Source organism: Streptomyces sp. VTCC 41912 (assembly GCF_045799175.1).
In the GTDB taxonomy this organism is placed as follows: Bacteria; Actinomycetota; Actinomycetes; order Streptomycetales; family Streptomycetaceae; genus Streptomyces; species Streptomyces albulus_C.
This window is the reverse complement of sequence record NZ_JBJMAB010000030.1, coordinates 44833-69634: the sequence shown is the minus strand read 5'-3', so window position 1 is coordinate 69634 and position 24802 is coordinate 44833. Positions and strand designations below refer to the sequence as shown.

Genomic DNA, 24802 nt, shown 5'->3' with positions numbered 1-24802 from the left:
GGCAAAGGGTCCGGGCCTACGGGATGCGGGTGGCGCTGGTGGTGCGGGGGGTCAGGCGGCCTCGGTGACCGGTGCCGGCTCCTCGGTGCGGACCCGGCGCAGGCCGACCCGCAGGGAGGAGGCGCGGGTGCCGCGGCCGGCGAGCCGGCGGACGATCAGGTCGCCGACCACCTGGACCGCGGTGACGATGACGACCAGCTCGACGACCGTGACGACCATGAGCGGGGTGTCGTACCGCAGGTAGCCGTAGGTGTAGGCGAGGTTGCCCAGGCCGCCGCCGCCGACCGCGCCGGCGATCGCCGAGTAGCCGATCAGTGTGATGACGGTGGTGGTGACCGCGGCGACCAGGGCCGGCAGGGCCTGCGGGAGCAGCACCTTGAAGATGACGGTCCAGGTGCCGCCGCCCATCGCCTGCGCCGCCTCGACCAGCCCGTGGTCGACCTCGCGCAGCGCGGCCTCCACGAGGCGGGCGACGAACGGGACGGCGGCGATGGTGAGCGGGACCACCATGCCGGTCGGGCCGATGGAGGTGCCGACGAGGATCCGGGTGAAGGGCATCAGCACCACGAGCAGGATCAGGAACGGGAAGGACCGCCCGATGTTCGCGATCGCGCCGAGGACCTTGTTCACCACGGCGTTCTGGAGCATGGCCCCGCGGGCGCTCAGGTGCAGCAGGATGCCGACGGGGACGCCGATGAGGACCGCGTAGAACGTGGACCACCACACCATGAAGAGGGTGTCGAGGGTGGAGTCGGACAGCAGCGGCTGCATGTCGTTCCAGCTCACTGGGCACCTTCCTTCTGGAGCGGGGTGGTCGTCGGGGCGTCGTCGGCGGTGGCACCCTCGACGACGTCGACCTGGAGACCCTGCTCGCGCAGGAAGCCGATGGGCACGACGTTCTCCTCGAAGCGGCCGGGCAGTTCGATGCGCATCCGGCCGACCTGCTTGCCGCCGAGGGTGTCCATGGCGGCGCCGAGGATGGAGACGTCGACGTTGTAGGTGCGGGCCAGCTCGGAGATCACCGGCCGGGTGGCGGCCGCGCCGTGGAAGGTGACGTCGACGACCGTGCGGCCCTCGGCGGACGACTCGCCGCCGACCGGGAACAGCTCGCGGGCCAGCTCGGAGCCGGGGGTGGCGAGGAGCTCCGCGACGGTGCCCTGCTCGACGATCCGGCCGCCCTTCATCAGCGCGGCGGAGTCGCAGATGGTCTTGACGACGTCCATCTCGTGCGTGATGAGGACGACGGTGAGGCCGAGCTGCTGGTTGAGGTCGCGCAGCAGCGTCAGGATGGAGCGGGTGGTCTCCGGGTCCAGGGCGCTGGTGGCCTCGTCGGAGAGCAGCACCTTGGGGTCGCCGGCCAGGGCGCGGGCGATGCCGACGCGCTGCTTCTGGCCGCCGGAGAGCTGGCCGGGGTACGCCTGGGCCTTGTCCGCGAGGCCGACCAGGTCGAGCAGCTCCAGGGCCTTGCGGGCGCGGTCGCGGCGGGGGACCTTGAGGATCTCCAGCGGCAGTTCGACGTTGTCCTGGACGGTCCGCGAGGACAGCAGGTTGAAGTGCTGGAAGACCATGCCGATGTGGCTGCGGGCGGCGCGCAGGGCCGCGTTGGCGCGCTGGCCGCTGCCGCCGAGGGCGGTGAGGTCCTGGCCGGCCACCGTGACCGTGCCGGAGGTGGGGCGCTCCAGGAGGTTGAGGCAGCGGATGAGAGTGGACTTGCCGGCGCCGCTCTGGCCGATGACGCCGTACACCTCGCCCTCTCGGACGTGCAGGTCGACGCCGTCCAGGGCGGTGACCTCACGGCCTCCCGAGCGGTAGACCTTGGTCAGGCCCGTTGTGGTGATCACAGGGAATTCCGTCACTGTCGAGTGCTCGGCGGCTGGCCCGCCGGGCACGGGGCATTCTTGGCGAGTGCGGCAGGGGGAAACGGGGAGCGGCGGCGGGCGCGGGGCCCGGCTCCGGGTTCCGGTGACGCGGGGCGACCGAGGGCGCGGGGGTGCGGCGGTCGGCTCATGGCGGCAGGTCTCGCTTCGGGGCGCGAGGCTCAGGCGGGGGCCCTCAGCGGTCACACATTCGACACATGCAACGAGCACCGGGCGTGGGGTACGCCTCGGTCGCGGGGGTGCGGCGGCTCGTCGTGGTCATGGCGGTCAGTAAACCAGACAGCGGTACGGCCCGATCAACCCCGTCCGTATATCGGACACCGGTGCCCGACCCGTGGACGGCACCCCTTCCCACCTGGACGATCTTGGTCGGTCGGCCGTGGCCTGCACGGATGCCGGCGGTGGGACGGAGCCCCGGCGGCGGGCCGACCGTCCGGTGCCGGCCGGGCTGTGGTCAACGCCACGACCGTCGGGGCGCCCGCGCACCGCGGCGCCGGCCCGGCGGGCCACGGCGGGGCCGGACGCGGTGATCCGCAGAGCGCCGATTAGCATCGGGCCCATGCCCCACAACCCCACGGCGCGCGGCCGCCTCGACCGGAGGCCCCGGTGATCGACGCGCTGACGATCGCGGTCGGCGTGACCGCTTGCGCGCTGGCCGCCTGGTGCGGCTTCGCCGCGTACCGCAACGAACCCACCAAGGACTGGCACTTCATCGGCATGGCCGTGGTGTCGCTGCTGTGCGCCGTCCAACTCATCGTCGCCATAGTGCAGTTGACCGGCGGACACACCCCCGACAAGGGCACCGCGCTCTTCCTGGCGTACCTGCTCGGGGCCGTCGCGTGCGTGCCGGCGACCGGGTTCATGTCGCTGTCCGAGCGGACCCGGTGGGGTTCGGCCACCGTCGCCGCGGGTTCCGTGGTGCTCGCCGTTCTGGAAGTACGGCTCTTCGACATTTGGGGAGGCGGCAGTGTCTGAGACTGCGCCGAAGACCACGGCGGCCGGTGCCGCACAGGAATCCACGGTCCGGGATCCGGCCACGAGGCTGGGCGCGGGCCCGGGGCGGCTGCTGGTCACCCTGTACGGCGTGTTCACCGTGGCCGCCGCGTCCCGCTCGATCTACCAGCTGATCGCCCAGTACGACCGCGCCCCGCTGGCGTACCTGCTGTCGGCGGGCTCCGCGCTGGTCTACGGCTTCATCACCTTCTCGCTGGTGCGCGGCGGCGAGGGCGCCCGCCGGGCGGCGATCGTCTGCTGCGCGCTGGAGCTGCTCGGGGTGGTCGGCATCGGCACCTGGACGCTGGTGGACCCGGCGGCGTTCGCGGACTCCACGGTCTGGTCGTACTACGGCATGGACTACCTCTTCATTCCGGTCGCCCTGCCGATCACCGGGCTGATGTGGCTGCGCCGGGCCCGTACGGCGACCGCGTAGCGGGTGCGGCGTCCGGGCCCGCGCCGCGGGCCCGGACCGGCGTCACACCACCGCGGCCGGCTCCTTCTCCAGCGTGACCAGGCTCAGCCGCTGGCTCAGTTGCTCGGTGCCGACCGGGGCGTAGCCGTGACTGCGGTAGAGCCGGAGGTGGGCCTCGCTGCGGTGGCCGGCGAAGAGGCGGTAGCGCTTGGCGGAGCGGTCCTCGGCCAGCCGCCGTTCGACGGCGGCCAGCAGCCGGCCGCCGAGCCCGTGCCGCTGGAGCCGGGGGTGCACGATCAGTTTGCCGATCCTGGCGGTGCCGTCGGCGTCGACCGTGCCGCGCACCGAGCCGACGACCTCCCGGCCGAGTCTGGCCACCATGACGCAGCCGTCGGCGAGTTCGGCGCGCAGGGAGTCCAGCGTCTGGGTCAGCGGCTCGATCCCGTAGTCGTCGTAGAGCTCGGCCTCGGGCTGGTAACAGAGGTACTGGAGTTTGAGGATCTGCTCGGCGTCGTCGTCGGTCGCCGTCGAGATGGTCACGCTCGTGCCCATGCGCGTCTGCCTCCCCTTTTCGGTTCGCTGTCCGCTTCCGGACTCCCCGGCATTCGGCCGCGGCAATCGCCGCCGCAGGCATTCTGCGCGGGCATACGGGACAAGCGGAACGGACCGGCGCCAAGCTCCCCTGTGACATTGCCAACTCAGATGAGTGCGCCACCGGGTGGAGCCGGGCGCCGGTCCGGGCGCGCCGCGCGAGGTCAGTGCCGGCGGAACGCCTCGGCGGCGAGCAGCGCGGTGTCCGGATTGTCGGAGAACAGGCCGTCGATGCCGGTCGCGAAGAGCGCCTTGAAGTACGCGAGCGAGTTGCCGTAGGCGGCCGGGTCCTTGCCGACCTGGAAGTCCAGCGGCAGGAAGCTGTTCTCGTTGCGCACGGTGTACGGGTGGACGACCAGTCCGGCGGCGTGCGCGTCACGGACCAGGGCGGTGGGCTTGCCCAGCTTGCCCTTGTCGTCCTGGGCGACGATCTGCGGCAGCCAGGGGCCGATGCCCTGGGCGAAGCCGGCGATCCACCTCAGCCCCTCGGGCTTGAGCAGGTCGGCGGTGGTGCGCGGGTCACCGGACTCGACGAAGTCCCAGGGCCGCACGGACGGCTCGTCGAGCAGGACCACCTTCGGGCACTTCACGCCCAGCTCACCGAGCCGGCGCAGGCTGCTGGGCTCGAAGGACTGCAGGAAGTTCGGGGCGTGCGCGGTGTGCCGGCCGTAGCGGCGCAGCAGGTGGGCGAGGCGCTCCTCCAGGCCCAGGCCCAGCTTGCGGAAGTAGGTGGGGTGCTTGGTCTCGATGTGCAGCCAGACCGGACGGCCGCGCTCGCGCCCCTTCTTCTCGGCCCACTGCAGGGCCTCTTCGAAGGTGAGGATCGGCCAGACGCCGTCGTAGAGGGTGTTGTGCTGGCGGACGTCCGGTATGCGCTCCTTGGCGCGCAGCGTCTTGATCTCGGCGAGCGTGAAGTCCTCGGTGAACCAGCCGGTGATCTTCTTGCCGTCGATGGTCTTGGTCGTCCGGCGGCCGGCGAACTCCGGGTGCCGCGCGACGTCGGACGTGGCGCTGATGTCGGGCTCGTGGCGCAGGATCAGGTGCCCGTCCTTGGTGGGGACGAGGTCACCGGCCTCGATGACGTCCGCGCCCATGTCGAGGGCGAGTTGGTAGGAGCCCAGGGTGTGCTCGGGGCGGTAGCCGCTCGCGCCCCGGTGGCCGACGACCAGCGGGACCGGCAGCTTGGCGGGCCGGCCGGCGGGCGCCGGCCGGTTGGCCGGGGCACCGGCCTGCTCCGCGCGCCCCGCGGCGTTCGCCTGTCCCGCGCCGGCCAGTACGGCCGCCCCCGCTCCCAGGGCCGCGGCGCCCAGTACCGTCCGCCGTCCCGGCTCGTGCCGCTTCTCCATGCCCGCGCTCCTCGTTCTGCGTCGTGTCCCGGTGCGACCGGTGGCATTCCGGACGTACCGGGGGTTTCCGGTGTGTCCACGGTCCGGAAGGCGTCGGTGGACCCTCCCGGAGGCTCCTTGATCGTAAGCACGGACGGGTGATGCCGGGGAGACGCCCGCGAGGACTGTGGGCAACATGGACGTGACGCACGTCAACTCTGCGTATCGACCCGGTGAACCCGATGTGCGCGCGGGAGTGACCCGCGAGTATGGTCCTGGGCTGCAGAGCGCTGTGCCGCCTTGACCTGACCACCACGACCCGGAGGGCCCGTTGTCCCGCATTGTGCTGAAGGCGATCCTCGGACTGATGATGCGTGTCCTGTTCCGCCCGAAGGTCGAGGGCATGGAGCGGATCCCGGAGACGGGTCCGGTGATCATGGCCGGGAACCACGTCACGTTCATCGACTCGCTCTTCCTGAGCCTGGTGGTCAAGCGCCCGGTGTACTTCATCGGCAAGGACGAGTACGTCACCGGCAAGGGGATCAAGGGCCGGCTGATGGCCTGGTTCTTCACCACCGCCGGGATGGTCCCCGTGGACCGCGACGGCGCGCGCGGCGGCGTGGCCGCGCTGATGACCGGACGGCGGATCCTGGAGCAGGGCCAGGCGTTCGGCATCTACCCGGAGGGCACCCGCTCCCCCGACGGCCGGCTGTACCGCGGGCGCACCGGCGTCGCCCGGCTCGCGCTGATGACCGGCGCCCCGGTCGTCCCGTTCGCCATGGTGGGCACGGACAAGGTCCAGCCCGGCGGCAAGGGCCGCCCGCACCTCGCCCCGGTGACCGTGCGCTTCGGCGAGCCGCTGGACTTCTCCCGCTACGACGGCATGGACCGGGACCGGTACGTGCTGCGGGCGGTCACCGACGAGGTGATGAGCGACGTCATGGAGCTGTCCGGCCAGGAGTACGTCGACGTGTACGCCACGAAGGCCCGCTCCGCCGCCTGATCCCGCTGCGAACGCCACGGAGGGCCCCGTCCTTTGGGACGGGGCCCTCGGCGTTCTCCGGCCGCTACCGGGCGGTCAGCAGGGGACCCGGAAGCCGCCGGGCGCGCGCTGGCCCTCGGCGTCGCCGGCGAGCGCCTTGCGCAGCGCCTCCTCGGGGCGCGGGATGCGGTCCCCGTCGGCCTGGAGGAGCTGCTGGTGCTCGGCGACGGAACCGACCCGGGCGCCGGCGAGGTGGGCGTTCTTGACCGTGATGCGGTTCAGCTCGGACGGGGAGAGCCGGCGCCGGGAGCGGACGTAGGCGATGAAGCTCTCGAAGTCCCGGGTGTGCCGGACCGGATCGGTGAAGCCGGTGAAGGCGCTGAAGCCGTCCTGGTTGATGAGGGTGTACGAGGGGGCGGCAAGGCGGTAGCGGCGGGTGAGGTCCAGCGGCTTGCCGTCGATGCGGACGTCCGCGGGGTCGATCCGGTGCCCGGCCCGGCCGGCGGCGTCGAAGGTGTAGCGGACGTTCCCGGAGACGGCGAGCGGGGAGAAGGACAGGCCCTCGCCGGCGGTGGACGCCCACTGCTGTTCCAGGGCGTCGTGGAGCTGCCGGCCGGTGACCGTGACGGTCATGATCGGGTCGCCGAAGCCGACCGCGTTCCACGCCTGCCCGAAGGTGACCACGCCGTCCGACGCCTCGTCGCGCACCAGGTCGCCGCCGATGATCGCGGCACCGACCCGCGGGGCCAGGGCGATGACGGCGAGTTCGGCGGGGACGTTGCGGTGGCCGCCGTGGTCGTCCAGCGGGCCGTGCGGCTGGCCGCCCGCCCACAGCGCCCAGTCGGCGACGAGGTTGCCCATGGTGGACTCCCCCACCGCGTTGCGGCGTCGGGTGAAGGAGGCGGTCTGGGTGCCGATCCGGGTGCGGGCGCGGCGGGCGCCGTAGCCCGCCCAGTAGTCGGCGATCGACTTCAGCTCCGGATCCGGCGTCACGTCGCGGGTGTTGGGGTGGTTGACGGAGGTGGTCAGCTCCCGGATCACCTTCCCGCTCACCGGGTCCAGCCGCAGGTTGATCTCGTTGATGATCTGGCCGTAGCAGCCGGCCTCGACGAACGGGCGGGGCACGCCCTTGGGGTCGGGCAGCATCATCGTGAAGGCGCAGTGCCAGTGGCCGGTGACGATGGCGTCGATGAGCGGGGAGACCCGCAGGGCCAGTTCGTAGGCCGGGCCGGAGGGGTTGGTGCCGCTCTCGAAGTTGCTGCCGGCGACCGCGCCGTCGTGCATGCTGAGGACGATCGCGTTGACGCCCCGGCTCTTCAGGGCCGCCGCGCAGCGGTTGGCGGTCTCCAGTTCGTCCAGGGTGCGCAGGCCGGGCTGGTAGGAGCCGGGGAAGGACTCGGTGCCGATGGCGGTCAGGTGGATGAAGCCGATCGGCAGCCGGCGGCCCCGGCCGGCGTCCACGTGCACGATGTTGTACGGCGGCAGCACCCGCTGGCCGGTGTCGTGCCACACCATGTTGGCGCTGTAGTAGGGGAAGTTCGCGCCGCGGAAGCGGTGGCCGGTGGAGTCGGTGAAGGAGACGTCGCGGCCGACGACGGGGAACGCCCGGCCGCGTTCCATGTGTTCCTTCAGGAAGACCGTCGACTTGTCGAACTCGTGGTTGCCGGCCGAGGCGAAGTCCAACTGGAGGGCGTTGAGGGCCTCGATGGTGGGTTCGTCGGCGAAGGAGGCGGCGTCGAACTCCCAACCGGAGAAGAGGTCGCCGGGGGCGAAGAAGAGGGAGTTGCGCCGTCCGGCGCGCAGCCGCTCCAGGTGGGCGGCCATGTAGGCGACGCCGCCGACGGTGTAGCGCTTGCCGCCGGCGCCGGTGATGACGGAATTGGCGCCCGGGGCGCCCTGCAGATAGCCGTGCAGATCGGTGATGTTGAGCAGTTGGACGTCGACGTACTCGTCGGCCGTGGCGGCGTCGCGGGCGTGGCCGGTGGCGTAGGCGTTGGTGCCGATCGCGCTCGCGGTGGCCATCGCCCCCGCGGCGGTTACGAAGGACCGTCGTCCGATGTCGCGCACTGCGTCACTCTCCTGAGCGGGTCCGACCGTTGGGGGGACGACGGGAGAGTCAAGCGAGCCGTGCGGGACAACCGGCCACCAAGACGCGTACCGGGCGTGAACGGCAGGGGACAGTCGCCCCCAGGGGCGTGTCCTGTGGATCATGGCCGGTACGTACGGTCGCGATCCACGGGACACGCCTGCGTGGGGGCAGGGGGCGGGGCGGAGTCCCTCGTTCGCCCGCCGGGTGGGGCCTTACGGGTGCCGGGTGGTCCCGGAGCCGGCCATCGGTGCGGCCTCGGGGTCCGCCGCGGGCTCCGGCTCCGCGCTGTCCGCCAGCGACTGGCCGCGGAGCAGGAACCACGCGGCCACCGCGGCGCCCAACAGCACCACCGCGCCGATTCCGGCCGCGGTGTCCACGCCGCTGACGAACGAGTCCTGAGCGGCCTTCAGCAGCGTCGCGCCCTGGTCGGCGGGCAGGTGGCCGACGGTTTCCACGGCCCCGCCGAGCGAGGAGCGGGCGGCGCCGGCGGCGGGTTCGGGCACGCCGGCGGGGGTGGCGAAGCCCTGGTAGATGCTGGTGACGATGGAGCCGAGCAGGGCGATGCCGAGCGCGGCACCCAGTTCGTACGCGGTCTCGGAGACCGCGGAGGCGGCGCCGGCCTCCTCCTTGGGCACGCTGGAGAGGATGACGTCGGCGGTGACCGTGAAGGCGAAGCCGGCGCCGATGCCCACGACGAACAGCAGGGTGCACAGCGCGAAGGTGCCGGTGTCGGCGTGCAGGGCCATGCAGCCGGCGAGCGAGAGGCCGACCACAGCGAGGCCGCCGGCCACCACCAGGCGCACCGACAGCCGTCGGGCCACCCAGCCCGCGGCCAGACCGGCCCCCACCGCCCCGATCGCGGCCGGGAGTTCGACCAGCCCGGCGTTGAGCGGCGAGCGCATCTGCACCATCTGGAGGAACTGCGAGAGGAAGAAGACCAGTCCGGACATGCCGAGGATGGTCAGCAGGTCAGCCAGGACCGCGCCGGAGAAGCCCCGGTGCTGGAAGAGCTTCATGTTCAGCAGCGGCGCGTCGAGGGTGAGCTGGCGGCGGACGAACAGCAGCAGGGCGAGCAGGCCGATGACCGCGGCCGGCCCGATGTCCCACCGCAGGCCGTGCACCGCCGCTTCCTTGACGGCGTAGACGACGCCGACCATGCCCACCAGGGACAGCAGGACGCTGGGGACGTCCCACGGGCCCGGTGCGGGGTTGCGGGACTCCGGGATCACCTTGGCGCCGACGACGACCAGCAGCGCCATCACCGGAAGGTTGATCAGGAAGACCGAGCCCCACCAGAAGTGGCCCAGCAGGAAGCCGCCGAGGACCGGCCCGACCGCGGTGCCGGCCGAGGCCATCGCGCCCCAGATGCCGATCGCCAGGCTGCGTTCCTTCGGGTCGTGGAAGAGGTTGCGGATCAGGGCCAGGGTGGAGGGCATCAGCGTCGCACCGGCCACACCCTGGAGGGCCCGGGCGACGATCATCATCGACGGGCTGGTGGCGTAGGCGGCGAACACCGACAGCGCGCCGAACGCCACCGAGCCGATCAGCAGCAGCTTCTTGCGGCCGACCCGGTCACCGAGGCTGCCCATGGAGACCAGCAGACCGGCGATGACGAAGGAGTAGACGTCGCCGATCCACAGCAACTGGGTGCCGGACGGCCGCAGGTCCTCGCTGAGGAAGGGGGTGGCGAGGCCGAGCACGGTGGCGTCGACGCCGACCAGCAGGACCGCCAGGACCAGGACCGAGAGCGCGAGCCAGCGGCCCGGCCGGGGCTGCTCGTCCAGGTGGGCCGCACCGGCCCGTCCCGAGGCCGCACCGGGCCGCCCTGCGGCTATGGGATCGCTCATTTCTCCATGCTCCGTCGGATGCCGCCGAGCAGCAGCTCGGCGATCGAGTGGTTGAGGTCGTTCCGCGCGACGCGGCCCTCGTGTGCCGCCCAGGCGCCGGCGCCGAGGAGGCCGTAGAACGCCTCGGTCAGCCAGGCCGTGCTGAGGTCGACCCGGAAGTCGCCCTCCTCCTGGCCGCGGCGGAACAGTGCGGCGAGCCGGGCGTCGAGGCGGGCCCAGCCGGCGTTGACCGGCCCGCTCTCGAAGAGTTCGTTCTCGGTGAAGAGGAAGGCCAGCACGCCGGCGACCGGTTCGGCCTCGCGGACCAGGCGGCGCAGCGCGGCGGCGGCGTCCCCGTCGTCGAGCCGGGCGGCGTCCATGGCCTGCGCGAACCGCTCGATGCCGTGCTCCTCCAGGGCCCGGATCAGCGCGTCCCGGCCGGCGAAGTGCCGGTGCAGGGTCGCCCGGCTGATGCCCGCGGCGCGGGCGATCTCGTCCATCGACGTCGTCGCGCGGCGGGCGAGCAGCGCGGCGGCCTCGGTGAGTACCCGTTCTCGATCCACAGCCATGAGACACAGGGTACCCGAATGAGACGTGAGTGTCTCATTTAATAAAGCCGCGCCTCATCCGGCGCCTCATCCACCCTCACGCCGGAGCCCGCCCCCACCCGCCACCGGCGGCCACGACGATGAGGGCGGCCCCCACCCGCGGGTGGGGGCCGCCCTCTCATCAGTCGGCTCGCGCGGCGCCCGCCGCGCCCTCGTCACTTCTTGGCCGCGGCCCACTCCTGCTGCTGGACCAGGTCCGCCCGCACCTCGGCGAGCTGCACCGCCACCGCCGACGGCGCGGTGCCGCCGCGGCCGTCGCGGGACGCGAGCGCGCCGGGGACGTTGAGGACGCCGCGGACGTCGGGCGTCAGGTGCGGCGAGATCTTGGCGAACTGCTCGTCGGTGAGCTGGTCGAGCTCGATGCCCTGCGCCTCGCACTCCTTGACGCACTCGCCGGCCACCTCGTGCGCCACCCGGAACGGCACGCCCTGCTTGACCAGCCACTCCGCGATGTCGGTGGCCAGCGAGAAGCCGGCCGGCGCCAGCTCCTCCATCCGCTCCCGGTTGACGGTCAAGGTGGCCATCATCCCGGTGAACGCCGGGAGCAGCACCTCCAGTTGGTCGCAGGAGTCGAAGACCGGCTCCTTGTCCTCCTGCAGGTCACGGTTGTAGGCCAGCGGCAGCGCCTTCAGCGTCGCCAACAGGCCCGTCAGGTTGCCGATCAGCCGGCCCGACTTGCCCCGCGCCAGCTCGGCGATGTCCGGGTTCTTCTTCTGCGGCATGATCGAGGAGCCGGTGGAGAAGGCGTCGTGCAGGGTCACGAAGGAGAACTCCTTGGTGTTCCAGACGATCACCTCCTCGGCGATCCGGGACAGGTTGACACCGATCATCGCGGTGATGAAGGCGAACTCCGCGACGAAGTCCCGCGAGGCCGTGCCGTCGATGGAGTTGCCCACCGAGCCGCGCTCGAAGCCGAGGTCGGCGGCGACCGCCTCCGGGTCGAGGCCCAGGCTGCTGCCGGCCAGCGCGCCCGACCCGTACGGCGAGACCGCGGTGCGCTCGTCCCACTGCCGCAGCCGCTCCGCGTCCCGGGACAGCGCCTGGACGTGCGCGAGCACGTGGTGGGCGAAGAGCACCGGCTGGGCGTGCTGGAGGTGGGTCCGGCCCGGCATCGCGACGTCCGGGTGCGCCTCGGCGAGGCCGATCAGGGCCTCCTGGAGGTCGGCCAGCAGCCCGCCGACGATCCGGGCGTGGTCGCGCAGGTACATCCGGAAGAGCGTGGCGACCTGGTCGTTGCGGGACCGGCCGGCGCGCAGCTTGCCGCCGAGGTCCGGGCCGAGCCGCTCCAACAGCCCCCGCTCCAGGGCCGTGTGCACGTCCTCGTCCGCGATGGTGCCGGTGAACGAGCCGTCGGCGACGTCGCGTTCGAGCCGGTCCAGCCCGTCGAGCATGCGGGTCAGCTCGTCGGCGGTGAGCAGCTGGGCCTTGTGGAGCACGCGGGCGTGCGCACGGGAGCCGGCGATGTCGTAAGGGGCCAGTCGCCAGTCGAAGTGGACGGAGGCGGAGAGTTTGGCGAGCGCCTCGGCCGGCCCGTCGGCGAAACGACCGCCCCAGAGCCGGACGTCGCCGTTGTTGCTGCTCACTAGCTGTGCTCCTCGTGGATGGTGGAATTCACGGCGAGCGCCGGACGGACTGGCGATCAGCCCGCTCGGCGCTCGGACGGCGGACGGGGCACCCCGTGCGCCGGGCCCGGGAAAGGTCAGCCTGCCAGGTCCCGCTTGGCTGCGATCTTGCTCGACATGCCGAACAGCTCGATGAAGCCCTTGGAGAGCGACTGGTCGAACGTGTCGCCGGTGTCGTAGGTGGCGAGGTTGAAGTCGTAGAGCGACTGCGCGGACCGCCGGCCGGTGACCACCGCGCGGCCGCCGTGCAGGGTCATCCGGACGTCGCCGGAGACGGCCTGGTTGGCCTCGTCGACGAAGCCGTCCAGGGCCCGCTTGAGCGGCGAGAACCACAGGCCGTCGTAGACCAGCTCGCCCCAGCGCTGCTCGACCTGCCGCTTGTAGCGGGCCAGTTCGCGCTCGACGGTGACGTTCTCCAGCTCCTGGTGCGCGGTGATCAGCGCGAGCGCGCCCGGCGCCTCGTACACCTCGCGGGACTTGATGCCCACCAGCCGGTCCTCGACCATGTCGATCCGGCCCACGCCCTGCGCGCCGGCGCGGGCGTTGAGCTGCTGGATGGCCTGGAGGACGGTGACCGGCCGGCCGTCGAGGGCGACCGGCGCGCCCTCCCGGAAGCTGATGACGACCTCGTCGGCCGCGCGGGCGGCGGCCGGGTCCTCGGTGTACGCGTAGACGTCCTCGGTCGGCGCGTTCCAGAGGTCCTCCAGGAAGCCCGTCTCCACGGCGCGGCCGAAGGCGTTCTGGTCGATGGAGAACGGCGACTTCCTGGTGGTGGCGATGGGCAGTCCGGCCTTCTCGGCGAAGGCGATCGCCTTGTCCCGGGTCATCGCGTAGTCCCGGACCGGGGCGATGCACCGCAGGTCGGGGGCGAGGGAGGAGATGCCGGCCTCGAACCGCACCTGGTCGTTGCCCTTGCCGGTGCAGCCGTGCGCCACCGTGCTCGCCCCGTGCTTGCGCGCGGCGGCGACCAGGTGCTTGACGATGACCGGCCGCGACAGCGCGGAGACCAGCGGGTAGCGGTCCATGTAGAGGGCGTTGGCCTTGATCGCCGGGAGGCAGTACTCGTCGGCGAACTCGTCCTTGGCGTCGGCGACCTCGGCCTCCACCGCACCGCAGGCGAGCGCCCGCTTGCGGATGACGTCGAGGTCCTCGCCGCCCTGACCGACGTCCACCGCCACGGCCACGACCTCGGCGCCCGTCTCCTCGGCGATCCAGCCGATGCAGACGGAGGTGTCCAAACCGCCCGAGTAGGCGAGTATGACGCGCTCAGTCACGGGCTTCTCCTTACGGTGGCGCATACGCTCGTAGGCATAAGTATGCACTGCACCGTATGTTTCGTCAATGAACGGGGAGGCCCCAGGTCAGAGGCGCCCCACGGAGGCGAGACCGGCGCGGAACGACGCCCGCGAGCTCCTCCACCGGCACCCCCGACGCCTTCAGCGCTCCCCGAGCACCTCGCGGAGCACCTCCGCATGGCTGAGCGGCACCTCTTTCGTCGCCGTCAGCAGGACGAGCGGACCGTCCGTCGCGAGCTCCCGCAGATGGGCCAGCGCGTCCCGCGGCGCCCCCTGGGCCAGCTCGGCCCGGTAGCGTTCGGCGAACTCCCCGAACCGCTCCTCGTCGTGCCCGTACCACCTGCGCAGCTCCGACGACGGCGCCACGTCCTTGCACCACTCGGCGTCGGCGACCCGCTCGTCCCCCTTCGCCATCCCCCGTGGCCACAGCCGGTCCACCAGGACCCGCACCCCGTCCGCCGGCTCCGGCGGGTCGTACACCCGGCGCACCCCGACCCCGCGCGCCGCCTGCACCTTCTTCGCTTTGGGCGTTTTTGCGGACATATTCCCATCGAAGCACGGCCGCCCCGCCCCCGCCCGGGGCCACGGGAACGCTCCGGACGGACCCCGCTTTGGATTCATCGGCCGGGACAGGGTATTTTTCTTTCTGCACGCCCCGACCGGGACTCCCGGTCGGTACGAGCACCGGGACGTGGCGCAGCTTGGTAGCGCACTTGACTGGGGGTCAAGGGGTCGCAGGTTCAAATCCTGTCGTCCCGACGGTGCAGAAACGCCGAGGCCGCCTTCGCAGGAATGCGAAGGCGGCCTCGGCGTTTTTCCGTACGACGGCGTGCGGGGCGGCGGCCGGGCGGCCACCGGCCCCGTCCGGCCCTACCGCGCCCCCTCCGCCAGTTGCAGCAGGTGGTCGGCGAGCTGTTGGCCGCCCGCCGGGTCGCGGCTGATCAGGAGCAGGGTGTCGTCGCCGGCGATGGTGCCGAGGATGTCGTGGAGCTCCGCCTGGTCGATGGCGGAGGCGAGGAACTGGGCGGCGCCCGGCGGGGTGCGCAGGACGACGAGGTTGGCGGACGCCTCGGCGGAGATGAGGAGTTCGCCGGAGAGGCGGCGCATCCGCTCCTCCTTGGCGGACTCCCCCAGCGGTGCCCGCGGCTTGCGGTCGCCGCCCTCGCTCGGTACCGCGTAGATCAGCTCACCGCCGGTGTTGCGGATCTTCACCGCCCCCAGTTCGTCGAGGTCGCGGGAGAGCGTCGCCTGGGTGACGGAGAGCCCGTCGTCGGCGAGCAGCTTGGCGAGCTGGCTCTGGGAGCGGACCGGCTGTCGGTTGAGGATGTCCACGATCCGGCGGTGGCGGGCGGTGCGGGTCTGCGGTACCGCCGGGCCGTTGGTCTGCGGCTCGGTGTCCTGCGGCTCGGTCATCGTTGCGTCAGTCTCCGGATCATCGTTCCCCGTTGGCCGATTGCGCGGCCGTCTCAAGGACGCCCGGGAGCTTCTGGAGGAAGGTCTCCACCTGCTCGTCGGAGACGATCAGCGGCGGGGCGAGCCGGATGACGTCCGGCGCGACCGCGTTGATCAGAAGTCCCGCGTCCTGGGCCGCCTGTTGCACCTGTGGTGCGAGGGGCCCCGTCAAGACGATACCGAGGAGCAGCCCGGCGCCGCGGACCTGGCCGACCAATGGGTGCTCCAGGGCCTCGATCCCGGCGCGCAGCCGCTCGCCGACCCGCTTGACGTGGTCGAGCAGACCGTCCGCCTCGATGGTGTCCAGCACCGCGAGGGCGCCGGCGCAGACCACCGGGTTGCCGCTGAACGTCGAGCCGTGCGTGCCGGGGGTGAGCAGCTCGGCGGCCGGGCCGAAGGCGAGGGTGGCGCCGATCGGGAGGCCGCCGCCGAGGCCCTTGGCGAGGGTGATGACGTCGGCCTCGACGCCCTGGGCGAGGGACTCCAGCCAGTGCCCGGTGCGGCCGATGCCGGTCTGGATCTCGTCGAGGACCAGCAGGGTGCCGGTCGCGGCGGTGATCTCGCGGGCGGCGGCGAGGTAGCCGGGCGGCGGGACGATCACGCCGTTCTCGCCCTGGACCGGCTCCAGGATGACGAAGGCGGTGTCGGTGGTCACGGCGGCCCGGAGCGCGGCCACGTCGCCGTACGGGACGTGGTCCACGTCGCCGGGGAGCGGACGGAACGGGTCCTGCTTGCCGGGCTGGCCGGTGAGGGCCAGGGCGCCCATGGTGCGGCCGTGGAAGCCGCCCCCGGTGGACACCATGTGGGTGCGGCCGGTCAGCCGGCCGATCTTGAAGGCGGCCTCGTTGGCCTCGGCGCCGGAGTTGGAGAAGTAGACGCGGCCGGGCCGGCCGGCGAGCGTCAGCAGCCGCTCGGCGAGGGCCACGGTGGGCTCGCTGACGAAGAGGTTCGAGACATGGCCGAGGGTGGCGATCTGGTCGGTGACCGCGCGGACCACCGCGGGGTGCGCGTGGCCGAGCGCGTTGACCGCGATCCCGCCGAGGAAGTCGAGGTACGCCGTGCCGTCCGCGTCCCAGACGGTGACGCCCTCGCCCCGTACGAGCGGGACCCGGGGGGTGCCGAAGTTGTCCATCATGGCGCCCTGCCAGCGCCGGGTCAGGGCCTCGTTGCCGACCGGGCCGTGCCCGGCCGCCGCGTCCCGGGTGGTCGGGTTCCCCGCCGTCGTGTTCATGCCGCCCCCTGCGTGGTGTGGTGTGCGATGCCTTCGTGCGGTGCGGTGGGCGGTTCGGGGTCCGGGACCACCATCGTGCCGATGCCCTCGTCGGTGAAGATCTCCAGCAGGATCGAGTGCTGGACCCGCCCGTCGATCACCCGGGCGTTGCGCACCCCGTTGCGCACCGCGTACAGGCAGCCCTGCATCTTCGGGACCATGCCGCTGGCGAGGTCGGGCAGCAGCTTCTCCAGCTGGGTCGCGGTGAGTCGGGAGATCACCTCGTCGCTGTGCGGCCAGTCCTCGTAGAGCCCCTCGACGTCGGTGAGCACCATCAGGGTCTCCGCGCCGAGCGCCGCGGCCAGGGCGGAGGCGGCGGTGTCGGCGTTGACGTTGAAGACCCCAGAGGCGTCGTCCTCGTCGCTGCTGCGGGCGATGGAGGAGATCACCGGAATCCGGCCGTCGTCCAGCAGCGCCTGCACCGCGCCGGAGTCGATCGCGGTGATCTCGCCGACCCGGCCGATGTCGACCGGCGCGCCGTCGACCTGCGCGTAGTGCTTGGTGGCGGACATCAGCCGGGCGTCCTCGCCGGTCATGCCGACGGCGAGCGGGCCGTGCTCGTTGAGCAGGCCGACCAGCTCGCGCTGGACCTGGCCGGCCAGCACCATCCGGACGACGTTCATCGCCTCGGACGAGGTGACCCGCAGGCCGCCCTTGAACTCCGATTCCAGTCCGAGGAGTTCGAGCTGGGCGCTGATCTGCGGGCCGCCGCCGTGGACGACGACCGGGCGCAGTCCGGCGTGCCGCAGGAAGACCACGTCCTGGGCGAAGGCGCGCTTGAGCGCCTCGTCCACCATGGCGTTGCCGCCGAACTTGATCACCACGGTCTTGCCGTGGTGCCGGGTCAGCCAGGGCAGCGCCTCGATGAGCGTGCGGGCCTTGGGCAGCGCGTTGTGCTTGCGGGTGGTCATGCGGCCTCGTTCCGCTGGGTGGGGTGTCCGACCGGTGCGCACGGGTGCGCGGCGGGTCCGGTCATGAGGAGTACGCGCTGTTCTCGTGGACGTAGTCGGCGGTGAGGTCGTTGGACCAGATCACCGCGGACTCCGTGCCGGCGGCCAGGTCGGCGGTGATCCGCACCTCGCGGTAGCGCATGTCGACCAGTTCCCGGTCCTCGCCCACCGAGCCGTTCTTGCAGACCCAGACGTCGTTGATGGCGACGTTGAGGCGGTCCGGGTCGAAGGTGGCGGAGGTGGTGCCGATGGCGGAGAGCACCCGGCCCCAGTTGGGGTCCTCGCCGTGGAGGGCGCACTTGAGGAGGTTGTTGCGGGCGATGGAGCGGCCGACCTCGACCGCGTCGTCCTCGGTGGCGGCGTTGACCACGTCGATGCGGATGTCCTTGCTGGCGCCCTCGGCGTCGCCGATCAGCTGCCGGGCGAGGTCGCCGCAGACCTCGCGGACCGCCTCGACGAAGGCGTCCGCCTCCGGCACGATGCCGGAGGCGCCGGAGGCCAGCAGCAGCACCGTGTCGTTGGTGGAGGTGCAGCCGTCGGAGTCGACCCGGTCGAAGGTGGTGCGGGTGGCGGCGCGCAGTGCGGCGTCCAGTTGCTCGGCCGGCACGTCGGCGTCGGTGGTCAGCACGGCGAGCATGGTGGCCAGGCCGGGCGCGAGCATGCCGGCGCCCTTGGCCATCCCGCCGACGGTCCAGCCGCCGCCTTCGGCCCCGGCGGTGCCGCCGCGGGTCACCTGGGCGGTCTTGTGGACGCTGTCGGTGGTCTTGATCGCGATGGCGGCCTTCTCGCCGCCGTGGCCGGTGAGTTCGGCGGCGGCCTTCTCGACCCCGGGCAGCAGCTTGTCCATGGGCAGCCGCACGCCGATCAGGCCGGTGGAGGCCACCGCGACCTCGCCGGCGCTGTGCCCGTCCAGCACCTCGGCGACCTTCTCCGCGGTCGCGTGGGTGTCCTGGAAGCCCAGCGGGCCGGTGCAGGCGTTGGCGCCGCCGGAGTTGAGGATCACCGCGGAGACCCGGCCGCCCTTGAGGACCTGCTCGGACCAGACGACCGGGGCGGCCTTGACGCGGTTCGAGGTGAAGACGCCGGCGGCGGCCAGGCGCGGTCCGCTGTTGACCACCAGGGCGAGGTCGGGGTTCCCGTTCTCCTTGATGCCGGCGGCGATGCCCGCCGCGAGGAATCCCTGCGCTGCCGTCACACTCACGGCGCGACTCCAATCGTGGAAAGGCCCAGTTCCTCGGGGAGGCCGAGGGCGATGTTCATGCTCTGGACCGCGCCTCCGGCGGTCCCCTTGGTCAGGTTGTCGATGGCGCTGATCGCGATGATCCGGCCGGCCGCCTCGTCGAGGGCCACCTGGATCTGCACCGCGTTGGAGCCCTGTACGGCGGCGGTGGCGGGCCACTGCCCCTCGGGCAGCAGTCGGACGAACGGCTCGCCGGCCAGCGCCTTCTCGTACGCGCCGCGGACCGCGGCGGCGTCCACGCCGGACCGCGCCTTGGCCGAGCAGGTGGCGAGGATGCCGCGGGACATCGGCGCCAGGGTGGGGGTGAAGGACACCCCGACCCGCTCGCCGGCCGCCGCGCTGAGGTTCTGGATCATCTCCGGGGTGTGCCGGTGCCCGCCGCCGACGCCGTAGGGGCTCATCGAACCGATCACCTCGGAGCCGAGGAGGTGCGGCTTGAGCGCCTTGCCCGCGCCGGAGGTGCCGGACGCCGCGACGATCACGGCCTCCGGCTCGGCGAGGCCGGCCGCGTAGGCCGGGAAGAGCGCGAGCGAGACGGCGGTGGGGTAGCAACCGGGGACCGCGATCCGCTTGGTCCCGGCCAGCGCGGCACGGCCGCCGGGCAGTTCGGGGAGGCCGTACGGCCAGGTGCCGGCGTGCGGCGACCCGTAGAACGCCGTCCAGTCGGCGGCGTCCTTCAGGCGGAAGTCGGCGCCGCAGTCCACGACGAGGACGTCGGGGCCGAGCCCCTCGGCGACCGCGGCGGACTGGCCGTGCGGCAGCGCGAGGAACACCACGTCGTGGCCGGCCAGCGCCTCGGGCGTGGTCGGCGCCAGCTCCCGGTCGGCCAGCGGGCCGAGGTGCGGCTGGAGGGCGCCCAGGCGCTGCCCCGCGTTGGAGTGCCCGGTCACCGCCCCGATCTCGACCTCCGGATGCCCCAGGAGCAGGCGCAGGAGCTCACCTCCCGCGTATCCGCTCGCACCGGCGACTGCTGCTCGTACCGTCATGCCCCTGGACCCTCCTTATCGATGGCATGACTATACGGATGAATGCAGTTTTATGCAATGCTCGGAGCGTGGCCGCGGCGACTCGGTCACAACGGGGCACCCGGGGTGACGCGCGTCACGCCAGGAGGCGTCACAGTTGCGGGCCCTACGGGGTCCTCCTGGGGAACGGCAGGGCGATCCCGGCGGCCTCGACACGGCCGCCGCTCCGCGCCCGCCGGCCACGAGAAGGGACGGGCCATGGAAACCTTGACCGTGCAACGGGTCGTCGCGGCGCCGATCGCCGACGTCTTCGACTGGTGCGCCACCACCACCAACTACACCCGCTCGCCGTTCGTCCTCAGGGCGCGGTTGGCCCGGCCGGGGCGGGACGCGCCCTACGGAACGGGCGCCGTCCGGGTGCACACCTGGGCGATCGGCTGGTTCCGCGAGCGGATCACCGCCTACCACCCGCCGTACGACTTCGACTACGCCGTCGAACGCAGCGTCCCGCCGGCGCGCCACGAACGCGGCCGGATGACCTTCACCGAGGTACCCGGCGGCACCCTCGTCGCCTGGACCACCGCCTTCCGGATCCCCCTCCCCCTCGTCGGCGCCGCCCTCACCCGGCGACTCGCCAAGCCGATCGTCGCCCACGTCTTCGGCGCGATCCTCGACGCCGCCGACACGGCGCTCACGGCCGCCCCGGCACCCCGCCCCTGAACGGACCTCCCGTGCGGTCGGGGCGGCCCGCTACGGGTGATCCGCCCGAGGCCGCCCCGGGCTCGCCGTGGAGGACGTCGCGGGCCTGCTCCGCGGCGCGGGCCATGGCGGCGCCGACGACGTCGACGAAGCGGGCGATGCCCTCGAAGCGGGCGGCGGCCGGGGTGCCGGGGCCGAGGACGTCGACGCCGCGTCGTGCGGCTGCGGCGAGCCGGGCGTTGGCACGGGCGTTGGCCCTCATCGCCTGGTACCAGACGTCGTCGTCGACGACGTAGCGCTCGCGGCGGCGGTCGTCGCGCTCCCGGCGGACCAGGCCCTGCCCTTCGAGGAACGCGATCGCCTTGGAGATGGACGCCGGGCTGACCTGGAGGTGCCGGGCCAGTTCGGACGCGGCCAGGCTGCCGGCGTCGGTGGTGTAGAGGCAGACCAGCACCCGGGACACCATCCTGGGCAGGCCCGCCCGCACGAGGACGGCGGTGAACGCCTCCTCGTAGGCGCGCACCGCCTCGCCGTCCCGCCCGGGGACCCGCGCGGGCGTCCCGGGGGCGCGCGGCGCGGGCTGCCGGCGCCGGTGGGCGCGGTGTTCGGTGGCGCGGTGGGCCAGGTCGGCGCGGTAGTCGGTGGGGCCGCCGTTGCGCATCACCTCGCGCGTGACGGTCGAGGTCGGGCGCCCCAGGCGCCTGGCGATCTCGGCGTAGGCGAGGTCGTCGGCCAACCCCCGCGCGATCTGCCGGCGTTCCTGCTGGGTGAGTCTGCCTCCCGGCATGGCGGCCCCCTTCGCGGTCTGCGGCGTCTCGGGCGGAGCGTTCGCCCACAGCCCATTGCAACGACCTGGAGGTGTCTGCCGCACGAACCTCGAAGGCTGCCGCAACGTTTCTGCGGATTCTATCTGCGATGACCGCGATCCCCCAGGGAGATTTCGTTGCCCTTCCCATGAAGGCAACGTAGCGTTTCTGCCGTACGAAACGGCGGGCCACTCCTGCCCGAGGGCATGTCGGGCCGTCGCCCGTGCGGCGCGCCGCCGCCAACGGGGCTACCGGTAACCTCGCTGCCCATCAAGGGAGTTGGCGCGTTAGTCGGCAGACGGGGGCGCGGCGGCGGGCCTAACGTGGCGGGCCATGGACATCCTGATCGTCGGCGGCAGCGGCTTCCTGGGGCGCGAGTTGGCACGGCAGGCGGCGGCGGCCGGGCACACCGTGACGGCGACCTTCGCCACCCGCGCCGGTGGCGTCCCCGGGATCCGCTGGCTGCCCCTGGACCTGCGGCGCGGCGAGGAGTTCGCGCCGTTGCTCGGGGCGGCCCGGCCGGACGTCGTGGTCAACGCCGCCTACCGCAAGGCCGACTGGGCCACCACCGCCGACGGCGCGGTCCGCCTCGCGCTGGCCGCCGGCCAGTACGGGGGCCGGCTGGTGCACGTCTCCAGTGACGCCGTCTTCTCCGGCGCCGACGTCCACTACGACGAATCCGCCGCGCCGGATCCGGTCACCCCGTACGGGGCCGCGAAGGCGGCGGCCGAGACGGCGATCCGGCTTCTCGCCCCGACCGCCGCCGTCGCCCGCACCTCGCTGATCATCGGCGACGGCGACTCGGTGCACGAGAGGTTCATCCGCGACCTGGCCACCGGGCGGCGGGAGGGCGTGCTGTTCACGGACGACGTCCGGTGCCCGGTGCACGTCGCCGACCTCGCCCGGGCCCTCCTCGAACTGGCCGGCTCCGCCCGCGCGGGCGTGTGCCACCTCGCGGGCGCGGACGCCGTGAGCCGCCACGAGCTCGGCGTCCTGGTCGCCGGCCGCGACGCCCTGGACGCCGCCAGGCTGACGCCGGGGCGCCGCGCGGGCACCGGCGCCCCGGGGGCGTTGGACGTCCGCCTGGACAGCACGCGGACGCAGGCCACCCTGCGCACCACGCTGCGCGGCGCCCGCGACTTCCTGCGCCGCGCACCCTGACCCGGCACGCCCCGGGCGGCGCCGGGCGGCGCCGGGCGGCGCCGGGCGAACCACTGACGCCCGGTCAGCCGCCGTGCGCGGTGAGGGTGTAGCCCTCCGGGCCCTCGAAGGAGAACATCGGCCCGAACGGGCTGCTGGCCATCGGGGTGAGGATCGTGACGCCGGCGGCGACGAGTTGGTCGTGGAGCCGGTGGGCGTCGGGGGTCCGGAACCAGAGCACCACGCCGAGGCCGGGGCGTGCGGCGTCGGCGAGGTCGACGCCCGGCAGGAGCGCGCGGACGGCGAACGGGGTCGGCCGGGTGTCGAAGACGACCGCGTGCGGCGGCGAGACCGCGGCCCTGCGCAGGCCCAGGTGCTGCTCGCAGAAGGCGGCGGCGGCGTCCACGTCACGGACCTGTAGGGCGACGAAATCGGGGCCGTCGATGGCAACAGACACGGGTACTTCCTCCCTTTGAATGTCAAAACTTTGACATGAGAGAGGTTAGGAAACCCCGGGCGGCATGTCAAAATACTGACATGAACGAGAGGACGCCCACCGGGCCGCCGCACCCCGCGGACGACGTCACCCACCACGTCGGGTACCTGATCAAACGGGCCCAGGCCGCCCTGCGCGCCGCCATGGACAAGGTCCTGCGCGCACACGGGCTCACCGTGCCCCAGTACTCCACCCTCGAACTCCTGGCCCTGCGCCCCGGCCTGTCCAACGCCGACCTCGCCCGCGCGACCTTCGTCACCCGGCAGTCCGGGAACGTCGTCCTGCGCGGCCTCCAGGACGCGGGCCTGATCACCCGCCCCGCCACCGCCGACCACGGCCGTGCCCGCCCCACCCACCTCACGGAGGAGGGCCACCGGCGCCTGGCCGCGGTCCAGGAGGCCGTCTACGCCGTCGAGCAGCGGATGGTCGACGCGATCCCGCCGCAGCGCCTGCCCGCACTCCTCACCGACCTCGAACGCCTGGCGGCGGCCCTGGAGGAATGACCCGGCACCCCGGTGCGGGGCGGCCCGGTCGGCCGCCCACGGCAGGTCAACTCCCGTACACCCGGGCGGTGTTGGGTTCCGGCGCCGGGCGGTGGTGCGCCGCCGGACCCGCGGCGAAGGCCCGGAGCAGGTTCTCCGTGGTGCGGGTGACGAAGGCTCCGGTGCGACGGTCCAGGCCGTGGTTGCGGCCGTTGTCCCGGGTGCCCGCCATGAGGGCCTCGACCCAGCGCATGGTGCCGGTCGCGAAGACCCCGGCGCCGCCCGGGACGGTGTAGTAGGCGGAGTCGGCGTGGCTGGCGCGGCCCCGGCAGACCAGCGGGGAGTGCGCGACGATCTGGAGGGCGGCGGGCGTGGGGGCCGCCGGCGTCACCCGGTCGTACTCCACGCCGACCAGGTGCGGGAAGGCGTCGCCGGCCCGGACACCGGTGCCCTCGAAGAGCCAGTGGTCGGCGCCGTGCACGACGTAGGGCGCGTCCGTGGGATAGCCCTCGTAGAAGACGCCGGTCAGGGACGACTCCGGGTCGGCGGCGGGCGGCGCGCGGAAGTCGTGGGTGGGCGGGTCGCGGCGGACGGCGAACCCGGGATCGTCCCGGTAGGCGGTCTTGTAGCAGGTCACGGTGCGCAACGGACCGGCCGGACCGGCGTCCAGGCGGACCCGCCGGAAGCACGCGTTGGCGCCGAGGAAGGCGAGGTTGGTCCCGCCGTCGCGGGCCCGGGTGACGTGGTCGCGCTGCTGCGGCGTCCAGTACTCGTCGTGGCCGAGGGAGAGCACGGCGGTGGCGCCGCGCAGCGCGCCCGGGTCGGCGTGGACGTCCACCGAGGTGGTGTAGGCCAGCGGCAGGCCCAGGCGCTCGGCCAGCACCACCAGGGCCCGCTCGTAGACCAGGAACTTCTCGGCGCCGGTCGCGCCGTAGGGGCGGTCGAAGCTGACCGCGAGGGAGCGGGTGGCGTAGGCGCCGTCCCGGCCCTCGTAGAGGCTGTGGCCGCCCCAGGTGTTGTACGCCTGCCAGGTCGTCACCGCGTGCATCAGGACGGTGCGCCCCGCGGCGCCGGTCGAGCGGACGACCAGCGGGACGTAGCGCTGGTGGCCGTGGTCGGCGTCGAGGCGCAGCAGGTAGGCGCCGGGCGGCCAGCCGGTGGTGCGGACGGTGGCGGTGCGCGGCCAACCGGCCTCCACGGTCCGGGTGTCGGCGACCAGTCGCGGGGCGGGGCCGCGCCGGCCGGCGAGCCGGTCCGAACGCCACACCAGCCGGGCCTGGGCGCCGCCGTACCAGCCGACCCGGTACGCGCGGACGCGGAAGCCGGGTGCGGTGGTGGAGACGTGCAGGCCGAACTCCTCACCGGGCGCCACGCTCACCCGGTCCGCATAGCCCTCGATCGCGTCCGGGGGGCCGGTGGCGGTCAGCCGCCAGTCCGGATTGCCGGGGTGCGTGCGCTCGGCGGCGAGCGGGTCGGCGGGCCGGTGGCCACCGGGGGCGCCACCCGGGGAGTCGCAGCCGGCCAGGCCGGTGGCGAGGGCCGCGAGCCCGGTGGCGGCGCCGAGGAAGTGCCGGCGGTCCAGGCCGGTGGCCGACCGGTCCGGCGGGGGCCGCTGCCCCGCGTCGTGCGCCGCGCCGTCCGCCATCGGCCCGCTCCCGTCGTCGCGTTCCCGGTCGTCC

24 protein-coding genes and 1 tRNA gene are annotated in these 24802 nt (G+C 73.0%); 7 read left to right on the top strand and 18 right to left on the bottom strand.

Going from position 1 to position 24802, the window contains the following annotated elements; translation table 11 throughout:
• Nucleotides 1–51: 51 nt before the first annotated feature.
• The gene (locus ACJ6WD_RS30850) at nt 52–786 is read right to left on the bottom strand and encodes a methionine ABC transporter permease (RefSeq protein WP_016579077.1); all 735 of its coding nucleotides are present in this window, start codon (nt 784–786) and stop codon (nt 52–54) included.
• Complete coding sequence (locus ACJ6WD_RS30845) at nt 783–1841, bottom strand: methionine ABC transporter ATP-binding protein (RefSeq protein ID WP_016579076.1); 1059 nt, start codon at nt 1839–1841, stop codon at nt 783–785. The genes ACJ6WD_RS30850 and ACJ6WD_RS30845 overlap by 4 nt, the downstream gene beginning before the upstream one ends.
• A 642-nt stretch (nt 1842–2483) precedes the next feature.
• Between ACJ6WD_RS30845 and ACJ6WD_RS30840 the strand changes: the two genes are divergently transcribed.
• Both ACJ6WD_RS30840 and ACJ6WD_RS30835 read left to right on the top strand, forming a co-directional pair.
• Nucleotides 2484–2852: a hypothetical protein gene (locus tag ACJ6WD_RS30840; RefSeq protein WP_407616985.1), complete on the top strand. Its 369-nt coding sequence runs from the start codon at nt 2484–2486 to the stop codon at nt 2850–2852.
• Nucleotides 2845–3306: a hypothetical protein gene (locus tag ACJ6WD_RS30835; RefSeq protein WP_016574583.1), complete on the top strand. Its 462-nt coding sequence runs from the start codon at nt 2845–2847 to the stop codon at nt 3304–3306. The genes ACJ6WD_RS30840 and ACJ6WD_RS30835 overlap by 8 nt, the downstream gene beginning before the upstream one ends.
• A gap of 42 nt (nt 3307–3348) precedes the next feature.
• On the opposite strand, the gene ACJ6WD_RS30830 is transcribed toward ACJ6WD_RS30835, so the two are convergent.
• Nucleotides 3349–3837 carry a GNAT family N-acetyltransferase gene (locus ACJ6WD_RS30830; protein WP_407616984.1) on the bottom strand — a complete coding sequence of 163 codons (489 nt, stop codon included), beginning with the start codon at nt 3835–3837 and terminating at the stop codon, nt 3349–3351.
• A gap of 203 nt (nt 3838–4040) precedes the next feature.
• On the bottom strand, nt 4041–5222 hold the full coding sequence (locus tag ACJ6WD_RS30825) for a glycerophosphodiester phosphodiesterase (protein ID WP_233657969.1): 1182 nt from the start codon (nt 5220–5222) through the stop codon (nt 4041–4043).
• Nucleotides 5223–5532: 310 nt separating this feature from the next.
• On the opposite strand from ACJ6WD_RS30825, the gene ACJ6WD_RS30820 reads away from it, so the two are divergent.
• On the top strand, nt 5533–6204 hold the full coding sequence (locus tag ACJ6WD_RS30820; RefSeq protein WP_037633195.1) for a 1-acyl-sn-glycerol-3-phosphate acyltransferase: 672 nt from the start codon (nt 5533–5535) through the stop codon (nt 6202–6204).
• A gap of 75 nt (nt 6205–6279) precedes the next feature.
• Here the strand turns inward: ACJ6WD_RS30820 and ACJ6WD_RS30815 are convergent, their stop codons facing one another.
• The 6 genes from ACJ6WD_RS30815 to ACJ6WD_RS30790 form a co-directional block, all read right to left on the bottom strand.
• Nucleotides 6280–8250: a bifunctional UDP-sugar hydrolase/5'-nucleotidase gene (locus ACJ6WD_RS30815; RefSeq protein ID WP_233657970.1), complete on the bottom strand. Its 1971-nt coding sequence runs from the start codon at nt 8248–8250 to the stop codon at nt 6280–6282.
• A gap of 234 nt (nt 8251–8484) precedes the next feature.
• Entirely contained in the window at nt 8485–10119 is a 1635-nt protein-coding gene (locus ACJ6WD_RS30810) for an MFS transporter (RefSeq protein WP_407616983.1), read from the bottom strand.
• Nucleotides 10116–10667 carry a TetR/AcrR family transcriptional regulator gene (locus ACJ6WD_RS30805; protein ID WP_016575303.1) on the bottom strand — a complete coding sequence of 184 codons (552 nt, stop codon included), beginning with the start codon at nt 10665–10667 and terminating at the stop codon, nt 10116–10118. The genes ACJ6WD_RS30810 and ACJ6WD_RS30805 overlap by 4 nt, the downstream gene beginning before the upstream one ends.
• Nucleotides 10668–10861: 194 nt before the next feature.
• Nucleotides 10862–12289 (bottom strand): argininosuccinate lyase, encoded by a 1428-nt coding sequence (gene argH / locus ACJ6WD_RS30800; protein WP_331247845.1) that lies wholly within the window; start codon nt 12287–12289, stop codon nt 10862–10864.
• 116 nt (nt 12290–12405) lie between these two features.
• Nucleotides 12406–13602, bottom strand: coding sequence for an argininosuccinate synthase (locus ACJ6WD_RS30795; RefSeq protein WP_407616982.1), 1197 nt, complete (start codon nt 13600–13602; stop codon nt 12406–12408).
• Nucleotides 13603–13764: 162 nt separating this feature from the next.
• The gene (locus ACJ6WD_RS30790; RefSeq protein WP_407616981.1) at nt 13765–14166 is read right to left on the bottom strand and encodes a DUF488 domain-containing protein; all 402 of its coding nucleotides are present in this window, start codon (nt 14164–14166) and stop codon (nt 13765–13767) included.
• Between the two features lie 142 nt (nt 14167–14308).
• Here ACJ6WD_RS30790 and ACJ6WD_RS30785 point away from each other — a divergent pair.
• Nucleotides 14309–14382: transfer RNA gene (locus ACJ6WD_RS30785), tRNA-Pro, on the top strand.
• Nucleotides 14383–14493: 111 nt separating this feature from the next.
• Here ACJ6WD_RS30785 and ACJ6WD_RS30780 read toward each other — a convergent pair.
• The 5 genes from ACJ6WD_RS30780 to argC all read right to left on the bottom strand — a co-directional run bounded on the left by ACJ6WD_RS30780 (nt 14494) and on the right by argC (nt 19521).
• Nucleotides 14494–15036, bottom strand: a complete 543-nt coding sequence (locus ACJ6WD_RS30780) for an arginine repressor (RefSeq protein ID WP_016571459.1) — start codon at nt 15034–15036, stop codon at nt 14494–14496.
• Nucleotides 15037–15055: 19 nt separating this feature from the next.
• A complete protein-coding gene (locus ACJ6WD_RS30775) occupies nt 15056–16306 on the bottom strand; it encodes an acetylornithine transaminase (RefSeq protein ID WP_233657975.1) in 1251 nt (416 codons plus the stop codon).
• Nucleotides 16303–17256 carry an acetylglutamate kinase gene (gene argB / locus ACJ6WD_RS30770; protein WP_233657976.1) on the bottom strand — a complete coding sequence of 318 codons (954 nt, stop codon included), beginning with the start codon at nt 17254–17256 and terminating at the stop codon, nt 16303–16305. The genes ACJ6WD_RS30775 and argB overlap by 4 nt, the downstream gene beginning before the upstream one ends.
• 61 nt (nt 17257–17317) lie before the next feature.
• Entirely contained in the window at nt 17318–18496 is a 1179-nt protein-coding gene (argJ, locus tag ACJ6WD_RS30765) for a bifunctional glutamate N-acetyltransferase/amino-acid acetyltransferase ArgJ (protein WP_233657977.1), read from the bottom strand.
• Nucleotides 18493–19521, bottom strand: coding sequence for an N-acetyl-gamma-glutamyl-phosphate reductase (gene argC / locus ACJ6WD_RS30760; protein WP_376557137.1), 1029 nt, complete (start codon nt 19519–19521; stop codon nt 18493–18495). Before argC ends, argJ begins: the two co-directional genes overlap by 4 nt.
• 237 nt (nt 19522–19758) lie before the next feature.
• Between argC and ACJ6WD_RS30755 the strand changes: the two genes are divergently transcribed.
• The gene (locus tag ACJ6WD_RS30755; protein ID WP_376447141.1) at nt 19759–20220 is read left to right on the top strand and encodes an SRPBCC family protein; all 462 of its coding nucleotides are present in this window, start codon (nt 19759–19761) and stop codon (nt 20218–20220) included.
• Here the strand turns inward: ACJ6WD_RS30755 and ACJ6WD_RS30750 are convergent.
• Nucleotides 20192–20986 carry a helix-turn-helix domain-containing protein gene (locus ACJ6WD_RS30750; protein ID WP_233657980.1) on the bottom strand — a complete coding sequence of 265 codons (795 nt, stop codon included), beginning with the start codon at nt 20984–20986 and terminating at the stop codon, nt 20192–20194. The two genes, ACJ6WD_RS30755 and ACJ6WD_RS30750, sit on opposite strands and share 29 nt — an antisense overlap.
• 352 nt (nt 20987–21338) lie before the next feature.
• On the opposite strand from ACJ6WD_RS30750, the gene ACJ6WD_RS30745 reads away from it, so the two are divergent.
• Nucleotides 21339–22166 carry an SDR family oxidoreductase gene (locus tag ACJ6WD_RS30745; RefSeq protein ID WP_407616980.1) on the top strand — a complete coding sequence of 276 codons (828 nt, stop codon included), beginning with the start codon at nt 21339–21341 and terminating at the stop codon, nt 22164–22166.
• A 64-nt stretch (nt 22167–22230) separates the two neighbouring features.
• Here ACJ6WD_RS30745 and ACJ6WD_RS30740 read toward each other — a convergent pair whose 3' ends face one another.
• The gene (locus tag ACJ6WD_RS30740; protein WP_016571467.1) at nt 22231–22602 is read right to left on the bottom strand and encodes a VOC family protein; all 372 of its coding nucleotides are present in this window, start codon (nt 22600–22602) and stop codon (nt 22231–22233) included.
• 80 nt (nt 22603–22682) lie between these two features.
• Here ACJ6WD_RS30740 and ACJ6WD_RS30735 point away from each other — a divergent pair, with 80 nt between their 5' ends.
• Nucleotides 22683–23144, top strand: a complete 462-nt coding sequence (locus ACJ6WD_RS30735; protein WP_233657982.1) for a MarR family winged helix-turn-helix transcriptional regulator — start codon at nt 22683–22685, stop codon at nt 23142–23144.
• A gap of 46 nt (nt 23145–23190) precedes the next feature.
• On the opposite strand, the gene ACJ6WD_RS30730 is transcribed toward ACJ6WD_RS30735, so the two are convergent.
• A complete protein-coding gene (locus tag ACJ6WD_RS30730; RefSeq protein ID WP_407616979.1) occupies nt 23191–24768 on the bottom strand; it encodes a N,N-dimethylformamidase beta subunit family domain-containing protein in 1578 nt (525 codons plus the stop codon).
• Nucleotides 24769–24802 lie beyond the last annotated feature (34 nt).

What these genes read in the sequence shown, in the direction of transcription:
- ACJ6WD_RS30830 (WP_407616984.1), bottom strand. Translation starts at nt 3,837, where the DNA reads ATGGGCACGAGCGTGACCATCTCGACGGCGACCGACGACGACGCCGAG.
- ACJ6WD_RS30825 (WP_233657969.1), bottom strand. Translation starts at nt 5,222, where the DNA reads ATGGAGAAGCGGCACGAGCCGGGACGGCGGACGGTACTGGGCGCCGCG.
- ACJ6WD_RS30810 (WP_407616983.1), bottom strand. Translation starts at nt 10,119, where the DNA reads ATGAGCGATCCCATAGCCGCAGGGCGGCCCGGTGCGGCCTCGGGACGG.
- ACJ6WD_RS30805 (WP_016575303.1), bottom strand. Translation starts at nt 10,667, where the DNA reads ATGGCTGTGGATCGAGAACGGGTACTCACCGAGGCCGCCGCGCTGCTC.
- ACJ6WD_RS30790 (WP_407616981.1), bottom strand. Translation starts at nt 14,166, where the DNA reads ATGTCCGCAAAAACGCCCAAAGCGAAGAAGGTGCAGGCGGCGCGCGGG.
- ACJ6WD_RS30780 (WP_016571459.1), bottom strand. Translation starts at nt 15,036, where the DNA reads ATGACCGAGCCGCAGGACACCGAGCCGCAGACCAACGGCCCGGCGGTA.
- ACJ6WD_RS30775 (WP_233657975.1), bottom strand. Translation starts at nt 16,306, where the DNA reads ATGAACACGACGGCGGGGAACCCGACCACCCGGGACGCGGCGGCCGGG.
- argB (WP_233657976.1), bottom strand. Translation starts at nt 17,256, where the DNA reads ATGACCACCCGCAAGCACAACGCGCTGCCCAAGGCCCGCACGCTCATC.
- argC (WP_376557137.1), bottom strand. Translation starts at nt 19,521, where the DNA reads ATGACGGTACGAGCAGCAGTCGCCGGTGCGAGCGGATACGCGGGAGGT.
- ACJ6WD_RS30755 (WP_376447141.1), top strand. Translation starts at nt 19,759, where the DNA reads ATGGAAACCTTGACCGTGCAACGGGTCGTCGCGGCGCCGATCGCCGAC.
- ACJ6WD_RS30750 (WP_233657980.1), bottom strand. Translation starts at nt 20,986, where the DNA reads ATGCCGGGAGGCAGACTCACCCAGCAGGAACGCCGGCAGATCGCGCGG.
- ACJ6WD_RS30745 (WP_407616980.1), top strand. Translation starts at nt 21,339, where the DNA reads ATGGACATCCTGATCGTCGGCGGCAGCGGCTTCCTGGGGCGCGAGTTG.
- ACJ6WD_RS30735 (WP_233657982.1), top strand. Translation starts at nt 22,683, where the DNA reads ATGAACGAGAGGACGCCCACCGGGCCGCCGCACCCCGCGGACGACGTC.
- ACJ6WD_RS30730 (WP_407616979.1), bottom strand. Translation starts at nt 24,768, where the DNA reads ATGGCGGACGGCGCGGCGCACGACGCGGGGCAGCGGCCCCCGCCGGAC.